Source organism: Actinotalea sp. Marseille-Q4924 (assembly GCF_916618755.1).
In the GTDB taxonomy this organism is placed as follows: Bacteria; Actinomycetota; Actinomycetes; order Actinomycetales; family Cellulomonadaceae; genus Actinotalea.
Map to the genome: position 1 here is coordinate 866,716 of NZ_CAKAKB010000001.1, position 25,703 is coordinate 892,418.

Sequence of the window (25,703 nt, forward strand, 5' to 3'; positions counted from 1 at the left end):
AGGCATCGGTCGCAGGACCCAGGGCGGGCTCTGCCTGGCGGCCGACGCGCGCGCGCCGACCCGGCTCCGCTGCTCGCCGAGGTCTGGCCCCCCGGCCGACGACGGCGGCCCCGGCGATCGCGAGGCTGGTGGTGTTCCCACCCACGAAGGAGCCCACCATGACGATCACCGGGCGACGTCCCCTGAACCGGACGGCGCGGCGCGGGTACGTGGCCGCCGCCGTCCTCGCCGTCGTCGGCGTGCTCGGCGCCGGCACCTGGGCCGGCGCGGCCCTGCTCGACCGGCTCGACGCCCCGACCGGCTTCTCCCGGGCCGTGCCCGGCGACGCGGTGGAGCTCTCCGCCGGTCGCCACGTCCTCTACGTCGAGGGCACCGCTCCCGCGGCGCTCGGCGGCGTCCGCGTGACGGGTCCCGACGGGGTCGTCCTGGACCTCCGACCTGTCGGCGACGTGCGCTACGACGTCCCCGCCGGCGTGGCCGAGGGCCGCGACGACGTCGTCGGGACGGCGGTCGGGGAGCTCCGTGCGACCGAGCCGGGCCCCTACACCCTCGACACGGACGGGTCGGTGCCCGACGGCGTGCGCCTCGCGGTCGGGGAGGACGTCGCACGCGCGGCCCTGCGGGCCGTCGTGCCCCCTGGCGCCCTCGCCGTCGTGACGGTGGTGGGTGCGATCGCCCTGGCGGCGCGCACGGCGAGCCGCACCGCAGACCCCAGCACCACCACCAGCAGGCCGGAGGCCGGACGATGAGCAGCACCTGGAGAGCACCTCTCGCCGGGACGACGTCGCGCACGGCGGTCGTGCCCCGCCGGGTGACGGTCGTGGCTGCCGCCGCCGTCGTCGTCGCGGCGGGCCTCGGCCTCGGCCTCGTCATGCCGCGCGGACCGATGACCACCGGCCAGTCCCTCGCCGCGGTGACCGTGGCGGTCGTCGTCGGGCTCGTCGCCGGCGTGCTGGTGCGCAGCCGCTGGGCGGCGCTCGGGGGTCCGGTGCTGCTCGCCGGCGTCCTCGAGCTGGTCCGCCTCGGCGAGGAGGGGCCGACCGTGGACGCCCTGCGGTTCGACAGCCTCTACGCGCTCATGGTGATGATCGCGGGCCGCGGGTTCGACGGTCTCGTCATCCTGCTCCCGATGGCCGTCGCCGCCCTCTGGGGCGCCGCGCTGGCCCGACGCGCGGCCCGGACGCCGCCGGTCGGCCCGCCGGACGCAGACCCGGCCGTCCGGCCGAGCGGCAGGCGTCGCACCGCCCGGGTGCTGCCCCGCGCGGGGCTCGCGTCGGGCACCGCGGTCGTCGCCCTCCTGGTCGCCGGGCTCGCGCGTCCCGCGAGCACCGAGCCGGTCGTCGGGCCCGACGGCGAACCGATCGCCGGGAGCATCGCCGAGCTCGTCACGCTGCCGATCGGCGGTCACGACCAGGGCGTGATGATCCGCGGCGCCGACACCGACGCCCCCGTCCTGCTCTTCCTCGAGGGCGGACCGGGCGGCACGGCGCTGGGCTCCATGCGGTACGCCGGCCAGGGGCTCGAGCAGTCCTTCGTCGTGGCCACGTGGGACCAGCGGGGCACCGGCCGGTCCGCGGACCAGCGGGCGCCCCAGTCGACCCTCACCGTCGACCGGCTCGTCGACGACGCGATCGAGGTCGCCGAGCACCTGTGCGACCGGTTCGACGAGGACGGCGTGTACGTCGTCGGCAGCAGCTGGGGCAGCACCCTCGGCGTCCTGGTCGCGCAGGAACGCCCCGACCTCGTGCGGGCCTACGTGGGCGTCGGCCAGATGGTCAGCCAGGCGCGCACGGACGAGATCATGTACGCGGACACCCTCGCGTGGGCCAGGGAAGCCGGCGACGCCGCCATGGCGGCGCGGCTCGAGGAGGTGGGACCCCCGCCCTACGAGGACGCGCTCACCTACCCGGTCATGCTGACCGGTGACCCGCGGTGGCAGCAGTACCCCACCGGCGACGACCACGACGGGCGGGCCGGCTACCCGCAGAACCTCTTCGTCGCCGAGTACTCGTTGACCGAGCAGCTCCGCTCCGCCGCGGGCCTCGCGGACACCTTCGCGCTGCTCTACCCGCAGCTGCAGGGCATCGACTTCCGCGAGCAGGTGCCGCGGCTCGACGTCCCGGTGCACGTCGTCCTGGGCGCCTACGAGGCGCCCGGACGCGCCGACCTCGCCCGCGAGTGGCTCGCGGACCTGGACGCCCCGGCGGTCCACGTCGAGACGTGGGACCGGTCCGGTCACACGCCGCACCTCGACGAGCCCGCCCGCTTCGCCGCCTTCATGGCGGACGTGCACGACCGGAGCGCCGGGGCCTCCCCGGTCGCCGCGGATCGGTGAGCACCGTGTACACCCGCATGATCGTCCGTGACGTCCGCCGCAACCGGGCCGTCACCGTCGTGCTCGTCGTCCTCATGGGGCTCTCGGTGCTCCTCGCGGCCGCCAGCGCCGGCACCCTGGCCCGGCTCGTCGGCGCCTCCACGAGCCTCCTGGCCCAGGCCCGGGCGCCGCACGTCGCGCAGCTCCAGGCCGGGCCGTACGACCCGGCGCAGGTGGACGCCTGGACCGCGACGCGGCCCGAGGTGGAGCACCACCAGGCCATGCTGCTGCTGGGGATCGACGGAGCGAGCCTCTTCTTCGACGGCGAGCCGCAGACGACGAGCATCCAGCAGAACTCCCTCGTCGTCCCGAACCAGGAGCGGGACCTGCTCCTGGACCTCGACGACCAGCCGATCACGGAGGTCGAGCGCGGCACGGTCGTGCTCCCGGTCATCTACGAGGTCGAGCAGGGTCTCGAGGTGGGTGCCCCGGTCGTCATCACCGCGCCGGACGGGTTCCGCGCCGAGCTGGCGATCGCCGGGTTCGCCCGGGACTCGATCATGAACCCCGCGATCACGAGCTCCAAGCGGCTCGCGGTGGCCGCGTCGGACCTCGAGGAGATCCGCGCGCACACCGGCGAGGAGGAGCACCTCGTCGAGTTCTGGCTCCACGACCCCGGTACCCAGATCGCCGGGTTCTCGAAGGCCTACCTGGAGTCGGACATGCCCCAGGCCGGGCAGATGGTCGACTCCGCGACCTTCCAGATGTTCATGATGGTCGGCGACGGCATGGTCGCCGCCGTGGTCGTCCTCGTCGCGGTCCTGCTGCTCGTCGTCGCGCTCCTGTGCCTGCGGTTCTCGTTCCTCACGGCCGCCGAGCAGGACTACCGCGAGATCGGTGTGCTCAAGGCGATCGGCGTCCCGCGCCGCGGTGTCCGGCGCCTCTACCTCACGAAGTACACGGCGCTGGCGGCCGTGTCGGCCGTCCTCGGGCTGGTCGGGGGTCTGGCCCTCACGCCGGTGCTCGCCCGTGACATCACCCGGTACATGGGATCCGTGCCGTCCGTGTGGACCTGGCTGGTCCCCGTGCTGGCCGCCGGGCTCGTGCTGCTCGCGCTCGTGCTCTTCCTCATGGTGCTGCTGCGGCGCTTCGCCACGGTCAGCGCCGTGACCGCGCTCCGTGCCGGCGCGACCGGCCCGCAGTCGAAGGCCGGTCGGCTGCGCCTGCACCGGTCACGCCTGCCGGTGCCGCTGCGGCTCGGGGCCATGGACGTCGTCGGCCGCTGGCCGACGTACCTCCTGCTCCTCGTCGTCTTCGCCGTCAGCACGTTCATCACGATCGTGCCGATCAGCTCGGCGACCACCGCGGGCGCGCCCGGGTTCATCCACTACATGGGGACGGGCACCGTGGACCTGCGCATCGAGCTCCGGTCCACCGACGGCGACTCCGCGGCGCACTTCGAGCGGATCGTGGATCGGGTCGCCGCCGACCCGGACGTGGCGACGTCCACGGCGATGGTCACCACCCGCAACGCGTCGGTCGACGCCGACGGCGTCCCCGTGAGCCTCTACGTCGAGAACGGTGACCACACCCTCCTGCCCCTGACGTACGCCGAGGGGCGGGCCGCGTCGGACGCGTCCGAGATCGCGCTGTCCCTGCTCGCGCTCAACCAGGCCGGCCGGGAGGTCGGCGAGACCCTGCCCGTCGAGGTCGGCGGGGAGCTGCGCGACCTCACGATCGTCGGTAGCTACCAGGACATCACCAACGGCGGCAAGACCGCCAAGTCCGTGCTGCCCACCGACCGGAACGACGTCATGTGGTTCGGGGTCGGCATCAGGCTGAACCCCGGCGTCGACGTCCCGGCCACGGCGGCGGCGTTCGGCGAGGAGCTGGCTCCCGCCGTGGTCCACGACATCGAGCAGTGGCGCGCGCAGACGCTGGGCCCCATCGCGCAGCGGATGTCGGTCGCCGCAGGGGTGTCGGCCGTGGTCGCCGTCGTCCTCGTGGGGCTCATGACGGCGCTCTTCACCCGGATGCTCCTCGCCCGGGACGCCGGCCAGATCGCCGTCCAGCGCGCGCTCGGTGCCGACGACGCGGGCCTGCGGGCCCAGTACGTCACCCGGATGGTGCTGGTGCTCGTCCTGGGCGTCGTCGTCGGCACGATCGCCGCGGTCACCCTCGGCGAGGCGATGTTCAACCTCATGTTCGGAGGCATGTACGGCGGGATGGAGGCGCTGGGCCGGGGCACCAGCCGCATCGACCTCGTCGTCGACCCGCTGCTCACCTCCGTGCTGTTGCCGGCAGCCCTCCTGGCCGCGGTCACCGTCGTCACGGTGGCGAGCGCCCGCTCCCTCTCCGACGTCCGCATCTCCACCCTCACCACCGAGTAGGACGGCTCCCATGACCACCTCGACCACTGTCCTCGACGCCCGGGGGCTCACCAAGACCTTCGACGGTCGCACCGTCCTGCACGAGGTGGACCTCCAGGTCCGCGACGGCGAGCTCGTCGCCGTGATGGGTCCGTCCGGCTCGGGGAAGTCGACCCTCCTCTACACGGTCAGCGGGATGGACACGCTGACCTCGGGGACGGTCTCGTTCGCCGGGCAGGACCTCGGCTCGCTGAGCCAGAAGCAGCTCGCGCGGCTGAGGCTGACGACCATGGGCTTCGTCTTCCAGCACGTGCACCTGCTGAAGAACCTGTGCCTGCTGGACAACGTCGTGCTGCCGGCCTACCTCGCCGGCCTCGCGCCGCGCGAGGAGCTGAACCGGCGGGCGGCCGGCCTCATGGAGCGCATGGGCGTCGCGGACCTGGCGACCCGGGACGTCTCGGAGGCGTCGGGTGGCCAGCTCCAGCGGATCGGGATCTGCCGGGCCCTCATGAACGAGCCGAGCATCGTCCTGGGGGACGAGCCGACCGGAGCGCTCGACTCGGCAGCGGCCGGCGAGGTGCTCGACATCCTGGGCGAGCTCAACGCCGAGGGGACGACGGTCGTGCTCGTGACCCACGACCCCACGGTGGCCGCGCGCGCCGACCGCGTCCTGTACATGGTCGACGGCCGGATCGTCGCCGACCGGCAGCAGGGCCGGTACACGGGCGCCGACCGGGAGGGGCGGCACGCGGACGTCACCGCGTGGCTGACCGAGCAGGACCGCCGGCGCACGGAGGCACCGCTCGGCTCCGTCGTCTGACTCCGCCGCGGCGCCGACGCCCGACCGACCGGGGTGCGCCCGCCCCTCCGCTGGCAGGGCGACCGTCGCGACGTGACGATGAGCACGGAGTGGACACCCGCCCGCCCGCTGGAGCCGCCGTGGAACTGCCTCGGATGGTGCTGGAGGCCTCCGGCCTGCTCGCGGTCGCCGTGCTCGTCGGTGTCGTGGCGCGCCGGGTGCGCCTGCCGCTCAGCGTGGTCCTCGTCGTCGTCGGGATCGTCGCGGCGGCTGTCGGGATGAGCCCGGGGGTCGGTCGCCTGGAGGGCGAGGCCTTCGAGCAGGTGGTCCTCTTCCTCTTCCTGCCCGTGCTCGTCTTCGCCGCTGCGCTGGGCATCGACCTGCGGGCCTTCGTGCGCAACCTCGGCGCGATCCTCGCCCTCGCCGTCCCCGCGTTCCTCCTCTCCGCGGGCGTCGTCGGCCTGGTGCTCCACCAGGCGCTCGGGACGGCGCTCGTCGCCGCCCTGCTCTTCGGTGCGCTGATCTCGGCGACGGACCCGGTCGCCGTCGTGGCCGTGTTCCGGGAGGTCGGCGTGCCGCGGCGCCTGCTGGCGCTCGTCGAGGGCGAGAGCCTCCTCAACGACGGCGTCGCCATCGTGCTCTTCGCGATCCTCGTCGACGCGGCCCTCGGCGCACCCGTCAGCGTGGCCGGGGGAGTGACGGACTTCGCCGTCGTCTTCCTCGGCGGCGCGGCCATCGGCCTCGTTCTGGGTCTCGTGGCTGCCCTGGTGCTGCCGTGGCTTGACCGGCTCTCCGCCGCCGCGCTGTCGCTCGCCGTCGCGTACGGCGGGTTCGTGCTCGCCGACCACGTGCTCGGCCTCTCCGGGGTCATGGCGACCGCGGCGGCGGGCATGGTGCTGTCTGGCCTGGCCCCGAGCCGCGCGTCGGCGGAGGTCCGGATGATGTGGGAGGAGCTCTGGGAGGCGCTCGACCACGTCGCGAACGCGTTGCTCTTCCTGCTCATCGGGCTGGTGATCGGCCCGCGCCTGCTGGGGGAGTACCTCGCGCCCATCCTGCTGGCGGTCGCGGTCGTGGTGGTGACGCGCGCACTGGCCGTCGTGCCGGTCGTCTGGGCGCTGGAACGGGTCGCGCACATCCCGCGGCTCGGGGGGCGCAACGAGGCCGTGCTCATCTGGGGAGGTCTGCGCGGCGGCGTCGCCCTGGCTCTCGCCCTCGCACTGCCGGAGGAGCTGGCGGAGCGAGAGCTGCTCGTGGCACTGACCGGCGGGGTCGTCCTCGCGACCCTCCTCATCAACGCCACGACGATCCGGCCGCTCGTGTCCCGGCTGGGCCTGGACCGGCCGAGCGACGCGGACCGCTACCTCCTGGCGGTCGCGCAGGTGTCCGCCGTGGCGGCCGCGCGGCGTCAGGCCGACGAGCTCGGCCTGGGCCTCGACCCGGCGATGACGGAGGAGCTGGCCGCCCGCGAGCGGGGCGCCAAGGCCCGGCTCGCCGCCCTCGACATCGCCGAGGACCAGGCGTACCGGGTGATCGTCGGCCGCGGGCTCCACGTCGAGCGGCGCACCTACCAGGCGCTGAGCGACCAGGGCCTCCTCCCGCCGGCGGTGACCCGGACGCTGCTGCGCGAGGTCGACGACGAGATCGACGACCTCGCCCTGCGCGGCAGCGGCCACGAGCTCGGGGCGACCCGGCAGGCGCCGTCCGGGCGGCTGGAACGGCTCAGCCGCAGGCTGGTGAGCGCGCTGCCCGAGCCGGCGGGCGAGGACCCCGTCGACCTGGCCTACGCCGAGGCGACCGCCCGCCGTCTCGCCGCCCGCCGCACCGTCCAGGCGCTGGAGGTCTTCGACCACCTCCCGGGGGTCGACCACGCCACGGTGGAGGAGGCCCGCCGGACGGTCACCGGCTGGGAGGAGGAGGCGATCGCGCGCCTCGACGAGCTGGACGCACGCTCCGGTGCGGACGCCCGTGCCCTGCACCGCGCGCAGGTGCGGACCCTCGCTCAGGCGGCCGCCCACCGGGAGATGGAGGAGCTGGTCGACAGCGGCCTCCTGCCGGCGGAGGCGCGGGAGACGGCGTCGGGGCCGGAGCCGGAGCAGACGCCGATGGCACCACCGTCCCGCGGGCCGAGCGACTGACGACGTCCCGGAGACCTCGGTGCGCTCGCCGGGACGCGGCCCGCCGGGGGCCCGCGCCGTGGCACCCTGGGCCCGTGGCCACGCCGACCGTCCCGAACCCGGTCCCGCCGTGCTGACGCCCGGCGAGACGCGGTTCGCGCGCTCGGGCCAGGTCGACATCGCCTACCAGGTCGTCGGGGAGGGTGAGCGCGACCTCCTCGTCGGGATCGGCTGGGTCTCGCACCTGGAGCTCCTCTGGGAGCTGCCCGAGACCGTGCGGTTCCTCGAGCGCCTCGGCCGCCTCGGCCGGCTCATCCTCTTCGACGCACGCGGCACGGGCCTCAGCGACCGTCCACCGGGGTCGCCCGCCGTCGAGAAGCTCGTGCCCGACGCCCTGGCGGTGCTCGACGCCGCGGGGAGCGAGCGGGCCGTCGTCGTCGGCTGGCTGGACAAGGCGGCCCTCGCGATGGCGCTGGCCGCGCACCACCCGGAGCGCGTCGAGGCGCTCGTGCTCGGCGAGGCGAGCGCGAGCATGCTGGCCCGGCCCGGGCACCCGTGGGGGATGGACCCGGCCGACGGCGAGCGCCTCGCCGCGGCCGTGGAGTCGGGCGCCTGGGGCACCGGCACGCTCCTGCCCTGGATCGCCCCCGGGGTGGCCGGCGACCCTCGGGTCACCGCGTGGTGGCGCCGCTGGGAGCGCATGTCGGCGACGCCCAACACGGCCGCGGGCCTGCTGCGGACCCTCGTCGACGTGGACCTGCGCCATCTGCTCCCGGCCGTCCGCGCGCCGGCGCTGCTCGTGCATCGGTCAGGGACGGGCCTCGTCCCCGCGGCGTCGGTCCGCTGGCTCGCCGACGCGCTGCCGGACGCGCGCGTCGTGGAGCTGGACGGGGCGGACCTGCCGGCGTTCTTCGGCGACACCGACACGCTCATGGACGAGGTCGAGGAGTTCCTCGGCGGTACCCGCACCGGCTCGGACGCCGACCGCCGCGTGCTGACGATGCTGGTCACGGACGTCGTCGGGTCCACCGAGCAGGCCGCTCGGCTGGGCGACCGGCGGTGGGACGAGCTGCTCGCGTGGCACCACCGCAGGGTCCGTGCGCTGCTCGCGCGCCACGGCGGGCAGGAGGTCGACACGGCGGGCGACGGGTTCCTCGCCGTGTTCAACCTCCCGAGCCGCGCCGTGACGTGCGCGCTGGCGATCCGTGACGACCTCGCCGCCGGCGACGTCACGATCCGGGCCGGCGTCCATGCGGGCGAGGTGGTGCGGGGACCGGCCGAGGTCCGCGGTCTGGCCGTCCATGTCGCGGCACGGGTCGCCTCCTCGGCGGAACCCGGCGAGGTCCGCGCGACCGCCACGGTGCGCGACCTGCTGCTCGGGACCGACCTGCGGTTCACGGCGCGCGGGACGGCTGAGCTCAAGGGCGTGCCCGGCCGCTGGGGCCTCTACGCGGCCGACGCGCCCGCCCCGTGACGGGCGGGCGGCGTCGTGGCACCCGCCTCAGCCTGCGGCGAGCGCGGTGCCGTACACGCGGGCGCGGTGCGCGGCGAACTTCCGGCGTCCCACGGCGAGCCACATCGCGCGCAGCGGCAGGGGCAGGTTGGACCGCAGCCACTCCGCACGCTGCGCCGGCGGGATGGTCTCGACGATCCACCCCAGGAGGACGATCAGCCGGTCGCGGGGCACCGCGGCCCGCCCGTGCTCTCCCAGCTGGTCCCACTCGCGCTGGCTGAGCACGCTGGACGCCGCCGGGAGGATGCGGTCCTCCTCCATCCCCAGGTGGGTCAGCAGCGCCGCCCGGATCTCGTCGAGGACCTCCGCCACGGCCTCCCGGTCCTCCGCCGAGGCGGACCCCTCCCACCCGGGCAGCACCGTGTGCAGCCGCTCGAGGAGCGTCCCCACCGTCGCGTGCTGCGATCGCATGAGGCCGACGTGCAGGGCGCACGCCGGGGAGCGCTCCTCCAGCTTGTCCCACAGGATGAGGTCCTCGCCGCGGTGGTGCCCGTGCAGCACATCGGCCATCTCGCGCACGTGCGCGCCGACGACGGCGGCACGGGCACGGTCACCGGCGGCCACGCCGCGCACGAGGACGGGTGCGTCGACGAACGCGCGGCGGAAGACCTGGTGGATGTGGATCATGTCCGAGGTGTCGCACCCCGGGCGGTCGGTCTGGGACGTGGTGGTCATGGCGGCCTCTCGTGGTCTGCGGGGACCGGTCGCGGTCCCGGGACCACTGTCGGGCGCGGCACCGTTCGTCCGACAGGCACAGCGGCCGCTCACCGGCCGCACACCTCACGCTCGCCGACGCGACCGCGTCAGGGCGGCGCCCGTCTCAGGAGCGTGCGCCGGCCAGCGCGTAGGCCACGGCGTCGTCGGGCTCCAGGACGCGCCCGGCCGCCGCGGCCGACGTCATCGCCGCCTCGCCGAGCGCGGACCGTGCCGCCGTCTCGGTCCGCTCCCGCAGCGCGGGGTCGGGCAGGTAGTAGCCGTAGACCGAGGAACCGACCCGGTCCCGCAGCCCCACGGACGCACCGAGCAGCGTCGCCGCCCGTCCGTGGTCACCGGCTGCGCCCTCGACCACCGCGAGGCTCTCGAGGAAGTAGGCCAGGTTGGCCAGGTCGCGGGTCTCCTCCGAGAGCGCGATGCCGTCCAGCAGGTGGCAGCGCGCGTCGCCGTGGCGGCCCTCGGCCAGGGCCGCCTGGACCATCCCGTAGAGCGCGATGTACGTGCTGAGCCGGTCCCCGCGCTGTCGCGCGGACTCCAGGCCGGGCCGGATCTCCTCGACGGCGCCCGAGGGGTCGCCCCGGAGCAGGCGCACCGTGCCGAGCCACACGTGGCAGAGGGCCACGACCCAGGTGCTGCCCTCCGACCCGGCGCCGAGGTCGATGGTCGTGCGGAACCAGTGCTCGGCGAGGGGCAGGTCGCCGCGCGCGAGCGCCACGAGTCCGACGCCGGCGGCGGCGCCGGCCCGAGCGGCGACGTCCTCGACGGAGGCGGACAGGTCCCACGCGGCCGGCCAGGCGGTGCCGGCCGTCCCGAGGTCGCCCTGCGCGAAGGACAGGGCCGCCACCGTGAGCGTGGCGTGCACGCGGTCCAGGTCCGGCATGGGCAGCAGGAGCGCCGCCTCGGCCAGCCGACGCCCGCGCAGCAGCCGGCCGCGCATCCACCAGTACGTCCACAGCGCCCACACCATCGACGCCGCCCGGGCGCCGTCGCCGGTCGTGACCCACCACTCGGCCGCGGCGGCGAGGTTGGCGTCGTCCAGCGCGGCCCGCTCGAGCCACCGGACCTGCTCCTCGCCCTCGTAGTGGGGAGCGGCCTCCACGGCGAACGCGAGGTAGTGCAGCGCGTGGGCGCGGCGCGCGGCGAGCTCCTCCTCGGGCCCGAGCATGGTGCGCGCGTGCTGCAGGACGGGCTCGAGCATCCCGTAGCGCGTGCCGCGGTGGTCGCCGTTGCGCACCGTGACCAGCGAGTGCTCGACCAGTCGCTCGAGCGAGCCGACGGCGTCGTCGAGGTCCGCGCCCACGGCCTCGACGGCGTCCAGGCCGCACCCGCCGGAGAACACCGACAGCCGCCGCAGGAGCGTCTGCTCCTGCGCCCCGAGCAGCCGGTAGCCCCAGTCGAGGGTCGCGCGCATGGTGCGCTGGCGAGCGGGCAGGTCGCTGGCCCCGTCGCGCGTCATGGCGTCGTCGAGCCGGTCGAGCAGGGAGGGGGCGTCGAGCACCCGCGCCCGGGCCGCCGCGAGCTCCAGCGCGAGCGGGATCCCGGCGAGGCGCCGGCAGATGGCGGCGACCGCCGCCGCGTCCGCGTCGCGGGTCCCGAACGACGGCGACACCGCCCGGGCGCGCTCGAGCAGGAGCGTCGCAGCGGGCGAGGACGCGAGGAGCTCGGCGTCCGCGGCCCGCCCGTCCGGCACGGCGAGCGGCTGCACGGCGTACTCGGACTCCCCGCGCAGCCGCAGCGCCGCGCGGCTCGTGGCGAGGACGACGACGCCCGGGCAGGACCGGAGGATGCGCGCCACCGTTGCGGGGACGTCGCGCAGGTGCTCGAGGTTGTCCAGGACGAGGAGGATCTCGGACGTCGCGAGGTCCGCCAGGACGCGGTCGTCGGCGTCGGCGGCCTCCACGACCGTGACGCCCACCGACCGGCCGATGGTCGGCACCACGAGAGCCGGGTCGTCGACCGTCGCCAGCGGGACGAAGGCGACGCCGTCCCGGTGCTCCGCCGCGACCGCCCCGGCAACGGCCAGGGCGAGGCTCGTCTTGCCGACGCCCCCGGTCCCGGTGAGGGTGACGAGCCGCGAGGTCGTCCGCCGCAGCAGCGACGTGACGGCGACGACGTCGTGGTCCCGACCGACCAGCGGTGTGACCAGCGCGGGTATCCCGCGGCGTGAGGCGGGACCGGGCCCTGCGCCCGCGGCGGACGGGGCAGGCGGGCTCGCGGCGTCGTCCCCGTCGGGGCGAGCGCCCCGTGTGCCACCACCGCGGCGCGGGACGGCCGCGGTGAGCGAGCGCGTCGCGGCGTCGTCGAGGGCGAGGGCCGCCGCGAGGGAGCGGACGGTGTGGGGGTAGGGCCGCGTCCGGGTCCCGCGCTCCAGGGCGCTGACGCCGTGGGCGGTCAGCCCGGCGCGCTCGGCGAGCTCCTCCTGGGTCAGGCCGGCCGACTCGCGCAGGCGGCGCAGCAGCGCGCCGAACGGCTCCTGAGCCGTCGTCGCAGCGTGGCCACCCTGCACGTGCACGTCGCCGAGTATCGCCCGGACACCACCTGCACGGAAGCAACCGTACGGGTGGTGTTCGTGGTGGTCCGTCCCGCCAGGGACCAAGGTCCGATGACGACGGCGCGGCAACCCGGCCCGCCTCGAGACAAGGAGCGCCACATGCTTCGCCCGAAGATCCTCCCGACGATCGCCCTGACGGCCGGCCTGGTGGTCACCGGCGCCGGTGCCGCCACGGCCCACGAGTGCTACATCGCCCCCAGGTCGGACAAGGGCGACGCGGGGGCCGACCGCTCCGCGAACTGGTCCACCCTGCACCTGGAGGAGCTGTACCGGACCGCGCACCTCTTCCTCGGCACCGCACCGCTCACCGACGCCCAGGTCGCGGAGGCCCTCGTGCTCACCGAGGCGCGGGGCATCCCGACGAGCGTCACGCTGTTCGAGCGGTTCACGATCCCGCGCTCGGCCGCCGAATTGGAGCGCATGTCGGCCAAGTCGTCCGACGGCAAGGGCGTCGACCACTTCTTCGCCGCCTACGGCGACGCCATCATCGGCATCGTCTTCGAGGTCCTGGCGGAGGACGCCCCCGCCTGAGCGGTCCTCGTCGGCGCCCGCCCGGTCACCCGGGCGGGCGCCGTCGTCGTCCCGCCGGCTCGTGCCCCGGGCCGAGGGTCACCGGTCACCACCCGGGTCCTTCGGTCCTTCCAGCACAGGGGCACCGGGCAGAGCATGTCCGGATGGAGACCTTCGAGCCTGGTCGTGCCGTCGCCGACCTCCTGACCGTCCGCCGCGTGTTCGGCGAGCCCGTGAGCCGGGACGGCGTCACCGTGATCCCCGTCGCGCGGGTGATGGGCGGCAGCGGAGGGGGCTCCGGCAGCGCGCCCGCCGCGCGTCGGCCCGAGGACGTGACCGACGCCGGGACCGACGGCGGGACCGCCGACGTCGAGTCGTCCGGCTCCGGCGGCGGCGTCGGGATGCGTGTCACGCCGGTCGGGGTCTACGTCCTGGACGGGTCGCAGGTGACCTGGCAGCCCGCGCTGGACCTGCAGCGGGTCGTCAGCGGCGGCATGGCGCTCGGCGCCCTGGCGATCCTCACGGTGCTCGTCGGGATCCTGCGGCGCTGACGGTCGTCCCGGGGGGCGCGGCGGGCGTGGCCCGGGCGGCTACGCTCCCGCCATGAGCGAGCGGATCGACGCCCGCAGGAACCGCCGGCGCATCGTGGTGGCCGCCTCGGAGGTGTTCCGCGAGGAGGGCGTCGGCGCCGCGCTGGACGTCGTGGCGCGGCGTGCCGGCGTCGGCCGCGGGACCCTCTACCGGCACTTCCCCGACCGCGCGAGCCTGCTCGCGGCGGTGCTCGAGGAGCGCGTCGAGCTGCTCGAGAGCTTCGCGGCGGAGCACGAGGGCGAGGACCTCCTCGAGCGCCTCGTCGTGGAGATCTCCTGGTACCAGGCCGACATGCCCGGCCTGGTGGCCGCACTCAACGCCTCCGCCGTCGACGCCGAGCGCCTCGCGGCGGTCTCGGCACGCACGGTGGCGATGCTGCGTCGCGCGTACGACGACGCCCGCGCTGCCGGGGGTCTGCGCGAGGACGTCACGCTCGACGACGTGCTGCTCGCGACCGCCATGGTCGGCGGGGTGGCGAGCGCCGCCTCCGCGCCCGGGGGCGGCGTGGGCCGCGCGCTCCAGCTCGCCTTCCGGGGACTGCGGTCCGAGGGTCGTCTCGCGGCGCCCGTGCCGCCGGCGGAGCTGCGGTCCTCACCGTCCTGACCCCGACGCGGCGAGGTCGTCAGGAGCCGCCCGGGTGGCCGTGCTCGTGCGGGTGCCCGTGGCGGTGACCGTCCTCGCGTGCCGGGGCGTCGTCGTGCTGGTGCGCACGGAGCGGCGCTGCGCCGTCCGGCGCCGTCCCGACGACCACCCGGACGACGTTGGCGCGTCCGGGGGTGTCCTTCGTGCCGGCCCCGATCCCGAACGTCTCCACCCGCATCCGGGGCAGGGGACCGCCGCGGACCGCGAGCGAGGTGACGAGGGCGACGCCCGTCGGCGTGGCGAGCTCCCCGTCGCCACCCGCCAGCACGTCCCAGCCCGGCGTGAGCGCGAGCACCGCCGGCGGCGGGACCGGCAGCGTCCCGTGGTGCGCGCGCACGGTGCCCGAGCCGAGCGCGACGGGGGAGACGACGACGTCGTCCACCTCGAGCGCCGCCACGCCCGCGCAGCACCCCACGACGTCGGCGATGGCGTCCAGCGCCCCGACCTCGTGGAAGTGGACGTCCTCCGGGGGCACGCCGTGGACCCGCCCCTCCGCCCCGGCGAGCCGGGCGAACGTGCGCTGGGCGAGGTCGCGGACGTCGTCCGGCAGCGCTGCGGCGGCGAGCATCTCGCGGACGACCGTCCACGTCCGGTGCGGCGGGTCCGCCACGAGCACCTCGACGTCCACCTTCGCCGCCCGCAGGCCGGCCCGGACGACGTCGGCCCGGACGAGCCGGACGGAGCCCGGCAGCACGGCGTCGACCGCGTCCTGCAGCCGGGACAGGGGCACACCGGCGTCCACGAGGGCGCCGAGGAGCATGTCACCGGCGACGCCCGCGGACGCGTCGATCCAGAGCGTCCGCCCCGTCACGTCGAGGGCAGCGCGCGCAGCCGGTGCAGGACCTCGCCGGCCTGCGGCACGACGAGCGTGTCCGGGTCCAGCGCCCAGGCCTCGGGGTCGACCGCGGCAGGGTCGAGGTAGTCGAGGTTCACGGAGCGGACCACGTCCTCGGGGATGCCCGTCGCGAGGGTCACGGTGACGCGGCACTGCTCGCCGTGCTCGTGGTCGTACGTCCCGGCGCCGCGCAGGTGCGTGGAGTGGGCCAGGTCCCCCCACGGGGTGTCCTTGAAGCGGTCCCACTGCTTCACGAAGTAGTCGCGGCAGTGGTAGCCGATCCGCGCGATCTCGGGGTGCATCACCGAGATCTCGGTGATGTGCGGCGCGTAGAGGACGACCTGCCCGCCGTCGGCGACGACGGGCTCGACCTTGTAGAAGCCCTTCGCGCCGGTCCACATGTCCTCGTACTTCTCCGGCACGAGGGACAGGACCCGCCGGACGGGTGCATCGAGGTAGCGCACGTGCGTCTCGGCGGAGACGTCGGCGGCCGCGGCCCAGGCCTGCTCGGGCCGGCCGAAGGCGGCGGCGTGCAGCTCGCCGCTCCCGGACCGGACGACGAGGCACAGCGCGTACCGGTCCCCGGGGACCAGCGAGGCGGCCTCGTCGATGAGCGCGCGGACCGGCGTGATGCCGCGCGTCCCGATGATCTCCACGCTCGAGATGAGCGCGCCGAGCCAGTGCGAGACGTTGATGACGTCCTTGGCGGAGATGCCGGGGAAGAGGTACTTGTTGCCGCCGGAGAACCCGACGACCTCGTGCGGGAAGACCGGCCCGAGGACGAGCGTGACGTCGTGCTCGACGACCGCACGGTTGATCCGCACGTCGACGGGTCGGACCAGCCGGCCCTCGGACAGCTCGCCGAGTCGCTCCGCCCCGATCGTGCCGACGGACACGAACGTCTCCTCCTGCCACCACTCGTGGTTGAGGACCCGCATGCCCGGGTAGGTCTCCTCCAGCGCGCCCTCGGTGTAGCCGAGGTGGCGGGCGAGGTCGGACTCGCTCATCGGCTGGTGCGTGCCGAGCGCCACGAGCGCGGTCAGCTGCGTCACGCGGCCGGAGACGGCCGCGTGGAGGGCGCCGAGCAGGAGCGGAAGGGGGCAGCTGCGCGTCCCGTCCGGCACGACGACGCACAGGCTCCGGCCGTCCAGCGGCACCTGGGCCAGCTGCTCGGTGACGAAGGAGCGGACGGTGGCCTCGTCGAGCACGGCGGTGGGACCGCCGACCAGGGCAGCGGGCGGGGGAGTGCTCATGCGCTCACTCTGGGCGGCCCCCGGGCGCGGTGCAAGGGCCTGCGGCAACACGTGGCAACCGGTTGTCGTCCGGATCGGGCCGGAGCTTGACTGCAGATCGAGCGCGGCACGACGGCCGCCCCCAGACCCAGGAGACGACGTGGCCCAGGCAGCCCCAGCACCGGCCGACGCGCTGGACGCCTTCCGGCCGCGGCACGACTTCTTCGTGGGCGTGGACTCCGACGGCTGCGCCTTCGACGCGATGGAGATCAAGCACAAGGAGTGCTTCACCCCCAACACCATCAAGCACTGGCGGCTGCAGGCGGTCTCGTCCGCCGCCCGCGAGACCGCGGAGTTCGTCAACCTCTACTCCACGCACCGCGGGCTCAACCGCTGGCGCGCCCTGGTGGAGGTGTTCGACCTGCTGCGTGAGCGGCCCGAGCCGGCGCGGCGCCACGTCGCCGTGCCCGCGGGCGACCGGCTGCGGGAGTTCATCACCTCCGGGAGGCCGCTGAGCACCGCGGGCCTGCGGGCGTACGCGGCCGAGCACCCCGACCCCGAGCTGGACCAGGCGCTGCGCTGGACCGACGGCGTGGACGCGGCCATCGCCGACATGGTGACGGGCGTGCCGCCGTTCACGGGCGTCCGGGAGACCCTCGCCCGCGCCGGTGAGCAGGCCGACGTCATGGTCGTGTCCGCGACACCCGTCGAGGCGCTCGAGCGCGAGTGGGGCGAGCACGGCCTCGCGGAGCTCGTCGACCTCATCGCCGGGCAGGAGATGGGCACCAAGGAGGACCACCTCCGCCACGCCGCCGTCGGCCGCTACGACGCGGACCGGGTGCTCCTCGTCGGGGACGCACCGGGGGACCGGGCGGCCGCGGAGACGGCCGGGGTCCTCTTCTACCCGATCCTGCCCGGGCGGGAGGACGAGTCCTGGCGCCGCCTGCACGACGAGGCGCTGGACCGCTTCTTCGCCGGGACGTACGCCGGCGCGTACGCCGACGCGCTGGCCGCCGAGTTCGCCGCCGTCCTGCCCTCGGTGCCCCCGTGGCACGAGCAGCCCTGACCAGGACCGAGCAGCACCGACCAGCACCGACCAGCACCGACCACCCCCCGACCACGAGCATCAACCGAAGGAGTTCACGCGTGGGTACCACCGTCGACCTGAGGGCCCTGCCCTACCGACTGCCCGACGAGGGTGTCGCGTGGGTCGAGGAGACCCTCGCCTCGATGAGCGTCGAGGAGAAGGTCGGACAGCTGTTCTTCAACCTCTTCCACTTCGGCGGCGACGCCTTCGGCGGGAACACGCTGACGAACGAGGAGATCCTCGCCCGCTACCACATCGGGGGTGCGCGCTACCACGGCGGCAGCGCCGAGCAGGTGCAGGGCCTCATCAACGACCTCCAGCGCGCGAGCCGCATCCCACTGCTCGTGGCCGCGAACTGCGAGTCGGGCGGCAACGGCGCGTGCGCCGAGGGCACGTACATCGCGACCGGCGCCCAGTCCGCGGCGAGCGGCGGCGAGGAGGTCCCGTTCCGCACAGGCGTCGTGTCCGCGCGGGAGGCCGGCGCCCTCGGGGTGAACGTCAACTTCGCGCCGATCGTCGACATCCTCACCAACTGGCGCAACACCATCGTCAACACGCGCGCCCACGGCACGACCGCAGACGACGTCATCCGGTCGACCGGCGCCAAGGCGCGCGGGATCCGCTCCGAGTCGGACATGATCGTCTGCATCAAGCACTTCCCCGGTGACGGCACCGAGGAGCGGGACCAGCACCTCGTGCTCGGCGTCAACGAGCTCCAGCCGCAGGAGTGGGACGAGTCGTTCGGACGGGTGTACCAGCACCACATCGACGAGGGCGTAGAGATGATCATGGCTGGGCACATCGCCCTGCCGCACTACCAGAAGCTGCTCGACCCCGGCCTCGAGGACGCCGACATCCTGCCGGCGACCCTCGCGCCGGAGCTGCTCCAGGACCTGCTCAAGACGCGCCTCGGGTACAACGGGCTGGTCGTCACCGACGCGAGCCACATGCTCGGCATGACGGCGGCGATGCGACGCCAGGACTACGTGCCCCGGGCCATCGCGGCCGGCTGCGACATGTTCCTGTTCTTCAACGACATCGCCGAGGACTTCGGGTTCATGCTCGACGGCGTCCGGGACGGCGTCATCACCCCGGAACGCCTCGACGACGCGGTCCGGCGGGTCCTGGGCCTCAAGGCCAAGCTCGACCTCGCCGGCAAGAAGGAGCGGGGCGAGCTGGCCAAGGGTGCCGCGGACCTCGAGGTGATCGGCTGCGAGGAGCACCTCCGGTGGCGTGCCGAGGCGGCCGACGCGTCCATCACGCTCGTCAAGAACACCCTGGACCAGCTCCCCATCCGCCCCGAGACCCATCGGCGGCTGCGGCTGTACTACCTGTCGCAGGAGAGCGACGGCATCTACGCGGCCGGCGAGGGCACCCTGGGCACGCTCGTGAGCGAGCTGGAGAGCCGCGGCTTCGAGGTGACCGTCAACGACGGCGCCTCGCGCGTCAAGGGGCCGACGCTCGCGTACCGCGACGAGGTCGACGCCGCGCTGGTGGTCGCGAACGTCGTGGGCTACGCCGGCGAGAACAACTACCGGATCCGCTGGAAGGTCGCCATGAGCACCGACGTGCCCTGGTACGTCCACGAGGTGCCGACGGTCATGGTGTCGCTCAACTACACGACGCACCTGCACGACGCGACCATGGTCAAGGCCTACATCAACGCGTACCACGACAACCCGGAGGCGATCCGGCAGGTCGTCGACAAGCTCATGGGGGAGTCGCCGTTCCGGGGCTCGTACGACGACCTCGTGTGGACTGAGAAGTGGCAGGCGCGCCTGTAGGAAGGGGCGCTCCAGCAGGGGTGCGAGAAGGGGCACGGCCACGACGGCCGTGCCCCTCTTTCATGCACCTGGGTGCGATGTCAAGGGGTCTGAGGGCAACTCTTGGCAACCGGTTGCTCCCCGCTGACGACGGACGCGACCTTAGTCACACCCACCGGCGGGCACGGCCCCCGGAGCCCTCCCCCCGGGCACTGGCAGAACTCCCCCCGTCACAGCACGGCGGGCCCGACAGAAGGACACGACGATGACGTCCATCAGGACCTTTGCGCCCGCGGCCATCGCCGCCGTCGCCGCGCTCGCCCTGAGCGCGTGCGGTGGCGGCTCGGCCGCCCCCTCCACCGACACCCAGGACGGCCAGGAGGCCCAGGCGACCGGTGGCGCCGCCCGCGGCGGCACCCTCACCCTCGGCATCCTGCAGGAGCCGGCGTCCTGGGACCCGGCTCAGGCCCACGTCGGGCACATGCTGCAGCCGTTCCAGGCCGCGTACGACACGCTGCTGCTCCGCGAGCCGGACGGCACCCTCGCGCCGATGCTCGCGACCGAGTGGGGCTACACCGACGACGCGAACACCGTGCTGTCGCTGGACCTGCGCACCGACGTGACCTTCTCCGACGGCGCGCCGTTCGACGCCGCGGCCGTGGTCGCCAACATCGAGCACTTCAAGGCCGACAACGGGCGCCAGGCGGCGCAGGCCGCCGCCATCTCCACGGTGACCGCGGTCGACGCCGACACGGTCGAGATCGCCCTGTCCTCCCCGGACCCCGCGATGGAGTACTACCTCAGCCAGGCCCTCGGCCTCATGGGTTCCCCCGCCGCGCTCGGCAGCGACGGGATGGACCGGCTCCCCGTCGGCACCGGTCCGTACGTCATGGTCGCCGACCAGTCGGTCGTCGGCTCGCAGTACGTGTTCACCGCGCGGGAGGACTACTGGAACCCCGAGCTGCAGCGCTGGGACCAGATCACCATGAAGTTCCTCGCCGACGTGACGTCGCGGGTCAACGCCCTCGTCTCGGGCGAGGTCGACGCGGCGCTGCTCGACGCCACCACGTACCAGCAGGCGGAGGCAGCCGGCAAGGCGCTCGTCGAGTACGGCACCGACTGGCAGGGGCTGCTCCTCATGGACCGCGACGGCGCCTCCGACGAGGCGCTGGCCGACGTCCGGGTGCGCCAGGCGATCAACCACGCGTTCGACCGCGAGGCGATGCTGGCCCAGATCGGCGGCGGCAAGGGTGAGGTGACGAGCCAGGTCTTCGGCACGGCGACCGAGGGCTACGACGCCGAGCTCGACGACTACTACGCCTACGACCCGGAGAAGGCCAAGGAGCTCCTGGCCGAGGCCGGCTACGCCGACGGCCTGACCATCGAGATGCCGGTCATCACCCCCGGCGGCGAGACGATCATGACCTTCGTCACCCAGCAGCTCGCCGACGTCGGCATCACGGTCGAGCAGACGTCCGCCCCGGCCGCCGACTACGTCGCCAACCTCGGCCAGGGCACGTGGGGCGCCGCCTGGTTCAGCCTCTTCCAGGGTCCGGACTGGGTCGCCGTGCAGCAGATCATCTCCACCGACGCGCTGTACAACCCCTTCGACTCGGCCACGCCCGAGATCGAGGCGGCGATCGAGGTGCTGCGGGCCGGCGGCGACGACTCCGCGGAGGCGGCCGCCGAGATCAACCGGATCATCACGGAGGAGGCCTGGTTCGCGCCGTGGTTCCGGCCCAGCCAGCTCTACTTCCACGACGCGGCCAAGGTCGTCGTGGAGCCGCAGATCCAGATGGCCGTGCCGGCCATCTACAACTACGCGCCGGCCTCCTGAGCCGCACGGGTGGGGCGAGGTCGACCGACCTCGCCCCACCCCCCCCACCCACTCCAGCCCACCGTCACGGAGCCCCGCATGCTCGTCATGATCGCCAGGCGTCTGGCCTCGGGTGTCGTCGTCCTCGCCACCGTCGCCGTCCTCGCCTTCACCATGCTCTACATGAACTCGGGCAACGTCGCCCGCAACATCCTGGGCGACCAGGCCACCGACGAGGCAGTCGCGCTGAAGCAGGCCCAGCTCGGGCTGGACCAGCCGCTGCTGTCCCGCCTCGGCGACTGGTTCGCCGGCGCGGCCCGCGGCGAGCTGGGCAAGTCCTGGTTCACCAACGAGGCCGTCATCGACGCGATCGCCTCCAAGCTCCCCGTCACGCTCGCCATGGTGGGCATCGCCATCGTGCTCATCGCCGTCGTCGCCACCTGGCTCGGTGTCACCGCCGCGGTGCGTCGCGGCTGGGTCGACAGGTTCGTGCAGGTGCTCGCCGTGACCGGCAACTCCGTCCCCGGGTTCATCATCGGCGTGCTGCTCGCGTGGGCGTTCGCCATCCAGCTCGGCTGGTTCCCGGCGATCTCGACCATCGCACCGGGCGCCGGTGCCTCGGCGTGGGTGATGTCCCTGACGCTGCCGATCATCGCCCTGGTGATCAACGGCGTCGCGAGCGCGGCCCAGCAGATCCGCAGCGCGTACATCCGGCAGCTCGAGATGGACTACGTGCGCACGCTGCGCAGCCGGGGGATCGGCGAGAGCGAGATCCTCGTCAAGCACGTCCTGCGGTCCGCGGCCCCGGCCGGTCTCACCGTGCTCAGCCTCCAGTTCATCGGCCTCCTCGGTGGTGTGGTCATCATCGAGTCGATCTTCGCCATCCCCGGCCTCGGCCGGCTGGCCGTCACCGCCACGACCCAGAGCGACCTGCCGCTCGTCATGGGCGTGGTCATCTACACGGTGCTCATCGTCATCGTGGTCAACCTGGCCGTGGACATCGCCAACGGCTGGCTCAACCCGAAGGTGCGTGTGTCATGAGCGAGGCGCAGACCCTCACCACCCCCGACCCCGTCGGGGGCGCGGCGGCCCCGGTCGGCCAGACCGGCACCGTCGCGCGGTCGTCGGCCTGGCGCCGGCTGCTGAAGAACCCCATGGGCGTCGCCGCGATCGTCCTCCTGGCGCTCGCGGGCCTGGCGGCGGTCCTCGCCGACGTCCTGGCCCCGTTCGACCCCAACTTCGCGGACCTCACGGCGGTCCTGCTCCCGCCGGGCGGCGAGCACCTGCTGAGCACGGACTCCGCGGGCCGCGACATCGCCTCGAGGCTCCTCTTCGGCGCACGCGTCACGCTGCTCTCGGCGGCCCTGGCCGCCGGCGTCGCGATCGCCATCGGCCTGCCGTCCGGCCTCGTCGCCGGCTACTACGGCGCCTGGTTCGACGGCCTGTCCAACTGGTCCACCAACATCCTCATGGCGCTGCCCTCCATGATCGTCCTGCTGGCGGTGCGCGCGGCCATCGGCCCGTCGACGTGGGTCTCGATGATCGTGTTCGGCGTGCTGCTCAGCCCGGGCTACTTCCGCCTCACCCGCACCGCCGTGCAGTCCGTCCGCGACGAGCTCTACGTCGACGCCGCGCGCGTCTCGGGCCTGTCGGACCTGCGGATCATCGGCCGGCACATCTTCACCGTGGTGCGGGCGCCGATCATCATCCAGACCGCGATGGTGTGCGGCATCGCGATCTCGATCCAGTCCGCGCTCGAGTTCCTCGGGCTGGGCGACCCGACGGTCCCCACGTGGGGCGTCATGGTCAGCGACGGCTTCCGCAACATCTACCGCGAGCCGCTCAACCTGCTGTGGCCCACGATCGCCATCTCGGTCGTCATCGGCGCGTTCGTCCTGCTCGGCAACGCGCTGCGCGACTCCCTGGAGGACCTCGAGAAGACCAAGGAGAAGCGCGCCAAGCCGGCTCGCGGGGCCAAGGTCGCCGCCGTCGAGGTCGGCACCGAGCACCACCTCCTCAAGGTGAGCGGCCTCGCCGTCGCCTACCCGCAGCCGGGCGGTGGTCGCAAGACCGTCGTCGACGGCGTCTCCTTCCACGTGGACCGCAACGAGGTCGTCGGGATCGTCGGGGAGTCCGGCTCGGGCAAGTCCCAGACGGCGTTCTCGATCCTCGGGCTGCTCCCGGACAACGCGATCATCGCCGGTGGTGCGATCCAGTTCGACGGGTCCTACCTCGTCGCCCCCGGCGAGGACGGGGTCAGCCAGAACCGGCTCGCCCCGCTGCGCGGCAAGCGCCTGGCGTACATCCCGCAGGAGCCGATGAGCAACCTGGACCCGGCGTTCACCATCGGGTCCCAGCTCGCCCGGCCGATGCAGAAGGTGCTGGGGCTGTCCAAGGAGGCGGCGCGCGCCCGTGCGCAGGAGCTGCTGGCCAGCGTCGGCATCCCCGACCCGGCCCGCACGATGGAGGCCTACCCGCACGAGATCTCCGGCGGCATGGCGCAGCGCGTGCTCATCGCCGGTGCCATCTCCTGCGACCCCGATCTGGTCATCGCCGACGAGCCGACCACGGCCCTGGACGTCACGGTCCAGGCGGAGGTCCTGGACGTGCTCCGCGGGCTGCAGGCCTCACGGGGGATGGGGATCCTCCTCGTCACCCACAACTTCGGGGTCGTCGCCGACCTCTGCGACCGCGTCGTGGTCATGCAGAACGGCCGGCTCGTCGAGCAGGGCGACGTCCGCACGATCCTGCGGTCCCCGAGCCACCCGTACACGCAGATGCTCCTGTCCTCGATGCTCGAGGGCAAGGAGCCCATGACCCGGCTGCTGGGCGAGGTCCCGGCTGCCCTGGAGGTGGCACGATGACCGCTCCGGACCTGCTGACGGTCGACGACCTCGTCGTCGAGTACCCGGGCAAGGGCCTGTTCGCCAAGCCGTTCCGCGTGCTCCACGGCGTCTCCGCCCGCATCGGTCCCGGCGAGACCCTCGGTCTCGTGGGGGAGTCGGGCTCCGGCAAGACGACCCTGGGCCGTGCCGTGCTGGGGCTCGCGCCGGTGACGGCGGGCCGCATCACCTTCGACGGCAAGGACATCAGCCACGCGTCCCGCCGGGACCGCAGGGCACTGAGCCAGGACCTGCAGGTGGTCTTCCAGGACCCCTACACGTCCCTCAACCCGTCCCTGACCGTCGGCGACATCCTCTCCGAGCCACTGGGGATCCAGGGCGTCACCGGCCCGCAGGCGCGGGCCCGCGTCAAGGAGCTCCTCGACCGGGTGCACATGCCGCAGGACGCGATGGGCCGGCTGCCCCGGGAGTTCTCCGGCGGTCAGCGGCAGCGGATCGCCATCGCGCGGGCGCTGGCGCTGCGGCCCAGGCTCATCGTCTGCGACGAGCCGGTCAGCGCCCTCGACCTGTCGACGCAGGCCCGCGTGCTGGACCTGCTGCTGGAGATCCAGCAGGCGACGGGTGTCTCCTACCTGTTCGTCTCGCACGACCTGGACGTCGTGCGGCACGTGAGCCACCGTGTCGCGGTCCTCTACAAGGGCGAGCTCGTGGAGCAGGGACCGGCGCAGAAGGTCACGCAGGACCCGGACCACCCGTACACGCGCCGGCTCCTGCTGGCCTCGCCGGTCCCCGACCCGGACCGGCAGGCCGTGCGTCGCGCCGCCCGGCTCGCCGAGGTCGGTGCGGGCGTCTGACGGCGCCCCTCCGCGCGGTGCGTGCCGGTTGCCCCGGTCGGGTCCCCCGACCGGGGCAACCGGTTGCCGTCGCGGTCGCGCCGTCCCTAGGTTGAGCCCATGAGCGGTGAGACGCCCCGGCGCTCGCAGCCGACGATCTACGACGTCGCCCGGCTCGCCGGCGTGGCGCCGTCCACGGTCTCCCGGGCCTTCGCGCGGCCCGGGCGCGTGAACGCAGACACCGCGCAGCGCATCCGCGAGGCGGCCGCCCAGCTCGGGTACCGCGCCAACCCGGTGGCGCGCGCCCTGTCCACGTCCCGCACGCGCATGATCGCGCTGATGATCTCGGACGTCACCAACCCCTTCTACTCGGAGCTCATCCGGGGCGCCCAGCTCGCGGCCTCGCAGGAGGAGTACACGGTCCTGCTCACCGACGCCCGCGAGTCCGACGTCGTCGAGCGCGAGTCGCTGGAGCGGGTCCTGCCCGTGGTCGAGGGCATCGTCATCGGGAGCTCCCGGATGTCCGACTCCACGCTGCGCGTCATCGCCAAGCAGACCCCGATGATCGTGCTCAACCGCCACCTCGCGGGCATCCCCAGCGTCGTCACGGACAACCCCAGGGGGGTGCGGCGGGCGACTGAGCACCTCGGCGAGCTCGGGCACGAGCACATCACCTACGTCGCCGGGCCGGAGGCGTCCTGGGCCGACGGGATGCGCTGGCGGGCGCTGCGGGAGGCCGGCCACGAGCTGCACCTGCACACCCGTCGCGTCGGCCCCGTGGCGCCGACGCTCCAGGGCGGACGGGACGCGGCGGCCCTCCTGCGTGCCCACCTCCCCACGGCCGTGATCTGCTACAACGACCTCGTGGCCATCGGCCTCATGCGGACGCTGGCCGCGGAGGGCATCCGGGTCCCGGAGGACGTCAGCGTCGTCGGCTTCGACAACATCCTTCCGGCCGAGCTCGTGTCACCCGGTCTGACGACCGTCGCGTCGCCCCTGCGCACGCTCGGCTCGACCGCCGTGGGCAACCTCCTGGCGATCGTCCGGGGGGCCCTGCAGACCACGGACAAGCCGTTCGTCCTGCCGACGCGCCTCGTCGTCCGCGAGTCCACCGGGCGCTGCCCTCGCCGGTGAGGCAACTACTGGCAACCGATTGCCGTCCGTCGACCGCCGCGCG

At 74.0% G+C, this 25,703-nt stretch carries 20 protein-coding genes; 16 read left to right on the forward strand and 4 right to left on the reverse strand.

Features of this window, described 5'->3' with window-relative positions; translation table 11 throughout:
- Positions 1-158 precede the first annotated feature (158 nt).
- The 6 genes from LG379_RS04125 to LG379_RS04150 all read left to right on the forward strand — a co-directional run bounded on the left by LG379_RS04125 (position 159) and on the right by LG379_RS04150 (position 9,070).
- Entirely contained in the window at positions 159-749 is a 591-nt protein-coding gene (locus LG379_RS04125; protein WP_225753276.1) for a hypothetical protein, read from the forward strand.
- The gene (locus tag LG379_RS04130) at positions 746-2,335 is read left to right on the forward strand and encodes an alpha/beta fold hydrolase (RefSeq protein ID WP_225753277.1); all 1,590 of its coding nucleotides are present in this window, start codon (positions 746-748) and stop codon (positions 2,333-2,335) included. Before LG379_RS04125 ends, LG379_RS04130 begins: the two co-directional genes overlap by 4 nt.
- A complete protein-coding gene (locus LG379_RS04135) occupies positions 2,332-4,704 on the forward strand; it encodes an ABC transporter permease (RefSeq protein WP_225753278.1) in 2,373 nt (790 codons plus the stop codon). Before LG379_RS04130 ends, LG379_RS04135 begins: the two co-directional genes overlap by 4 nt.
- Before the next feature lie 10 nt (positions 4,705-4,714).
- A complete protein-coding gene (locus LG379_RS04140) occupies positions 4,715-5,503 on the forward strand; it encodes an ABC transporter ATP-binding protein (protein ID WP_225753279.1) in 789 nt (262 codons plus the stop codon).
- Between the two features lie 119 nt (positions 5,504-5,622).
- Positions 5,623-7,617, forward strand: coding sequence for a sodium:proton antiporter (locus tag LG379_RS04145; RefSeq protein WP_225753280.1), 1,995 nt, complete (start codon positions 5,623-5,625; stop codon positions 7,615-7,617).
- 109 nt (positions 7,618-7,726) lie between these two features.
- On the forward strand, positions 7,727-9,070 hold the full coding sequence (locus LG379_RS04150) for an adenylate/guanylate cyclase domain-containing protein (RefSeq protein WP_225753281.1): 1,344 nt from the start codon (positions 7,727-7,729) through the stop codon (positions 9,068-9,070).
- 27 nt (positions 9,071-9,097) lie between these two features.
- Here the strand turns inward: LG379_RS04150 and LG379_RS04155 are convergent, their stop codons facing one another.
- A complete protein-coding gene (locus LG379_RS04155; protein WP_225753282.1) occupies positions 9,098-9,784 on the reverse strand; it encodes a hemerythrin domain-containing protein in 687 nt (228 codons plus the stop codon).
- A gap of 145 nt (positions 9,785-9,929) precedes the next feature.
- Positions 9,930-12,335, reverse strand: a complete 2,406-nt coding sequence (locus LG379_RS04160) for a helix-turn-helix domain-containing protein (protein ID WP_225753283.1) — start codon at positions 12,333-12,335, stop codon at positions 9,930-9,932.
- A gap of 138 nt (positions 12,336-12,473) precedes the next feature.
- Here LG379_RS04160 and LG379_RS04165 point away from each other — a divergent pair, with 138 nt between their 5' ends.
- The 3 genes from LG379_RS04165 (at position 12,474) to LG379_RS04175 (ending at position 14,078) form a co-directional block, all read left to right on the forward strand.
- A complete protein-coding gene (locus LG379_RS04165; protein WP_225753284.1) occupies positions 12,474-12,905 on the forward strand; it encodes a hypothetical protein in 432 nt (143 codons plus the stop codon).
- 143 nt (positions 12,906-13,048) lie between these two features.
- Positions 13,049-13,435 (forward strand): spore germination protein GerW family protein, encoded by a 387-nt coding sequence (locus LG379_RS04170; RefSeq protein ID WP_225753285.1) that lies wholly within the window; start codon positions 13,049-13,051, stop codon positions 13,433-13,435.
- A gap of 52 nt (positions 13,436-13,487) precedes the next feature.
- Complete coding sequence (locus LG379_RS04175) at positions 13,488-14,078, forward strand: TetR/AcrR family transcriptional regulator (RefSeq protein ID WP_225753286.1); 591 nt, start codon at positions 13,488-13,490, stop codon at positions 14,076-14,078.
- A gap of 19 nt (positions 14,079-14,097) precedes the next feature.
- Here the strand turns inward: LG379_RS04175 and LG379_RS04180 are convergent, their stop codons facing one another.
- Positions 14,098-14,928, reverse strand: a complete 831-nt coding sequence (locus LG379_RS04180; RefSeq protein WP_225753287.1) for a LarC family nickel insertion protein — start codon at positions 14,926-14,928, stop codon at positions 14,098-14,100.
- Complete coding sequence (locus tag LG379_RS04185; RefSeq protein WP_225753288.1) at positions 14,925-16,205, reverse strand: lactate racemase domain-containing protein; 1,281 nt, start codon at positions 16,203-16,205, stop codon at positions 14,925-14,927. The genes LG379_RS04180 and LG379_RS04185 overlap by 4 nt, the downstream gene beginning before the upstream one ends.
- Positions 16,206-16,344: 139 nt before the next feature.
- Here LG379_RS04185 and LG379_RS04190 point away from each other — a divergent pair, with 139 nt between their 5' ends.
- From LG379_RS04190 to LG379_RS04220, 7 genes are all read left to right on the forward strand, one after another.
- On the forward strand, positions 16,345-17,250 hold the full coding sequence (locus tag LG379_RS04190; protein WP_225753289.1) for an HAD family hydrolase: 906 nt from the start codon (positions 16,345-16,347) through the stop codon (positions 17,248-17,250).
- An 80-nt stretch (positions 17,251-17,330) separates the two neighbouring features.
- Entirely contained in the window at positions 17,331-19,055 is a 1,725-nt protein-coding gene (locus LG379_RS04195; protein ID WP_225753290.1) for a glycoside hydrolase family 3 protein, read from the forward strand.
- 244 nt (positions 19,056-19,299) lie between these two features.
- On the forward strand, positions 19,300-20,871 hold the full coding sequence (locus tag LG379_RS04200; RefSeq protein WP_225753291.1) for an ABC transporter substrate-binding protein: 1,572 nt from the start codon (positions 19,300-19,302) through the stop codon (positions 20,869-20,871).
- Between the two features lie 78 nt (positions 20,872-20,949).
- On the forward strand, positions 20,950-21,891 hold the full coding sequence (locus tag LG379_RS04205; RefSeq protein ID WP_225753292.1) for an ABC transporter permease: 942 nt from the start codon (positions 20,950-20,952) through the stop codon (positions 21,889-21,891).
- Positions 21,888-23,714 carry a dipeptide/oligopeptide/nickel ABC transporter permease/ATP-binding protein gene (locus tag LG379_RS04210; protein ID WP_225753293.1) on the forward strand — a complete coding sequence of 609 codons (1,827 nt, stop codon included), beginning with the start codon at positions 21,888-21,890 and terminating at the stop codon, positions 23,712-23,714. The genes LG379_RS04205 and LG379_RS04210 overlap by 4 nt, the downstream gene beginning before the upstream one ends.
- On the forward strand, positions 23,711-24,547 hold the full coding sequence (locus LG379_RS04215; RefSeq protein ID WP_225753294.1) for an ATP-binding cassette domain-containing protein: 837 nt from the start codon (positions 23,711-23,713) through the stop codon (positions 24,545-24,547). Before LG379_RS04210 ends, LG379_RS04215 begins: the two co-directional genes overlap by 4 nt.
- Positions 24,548-24,646: 99 nt before the next feature.
- The gene (locus LG379_RS04220) at positions 24,647-25,660 is read left to right on the forward strand and encodes a LacI family DNA-binding transcriptional regulator (RefSeq protein WP_225753295.1); all 1,014 of its coding nucleotides are present in this window, start codon (positions 24,647-24,649) and stop codon (positions 25,658-25,660) included.
- Positions 25,661-25,703 lie beyond the last annotated feature (43 nt).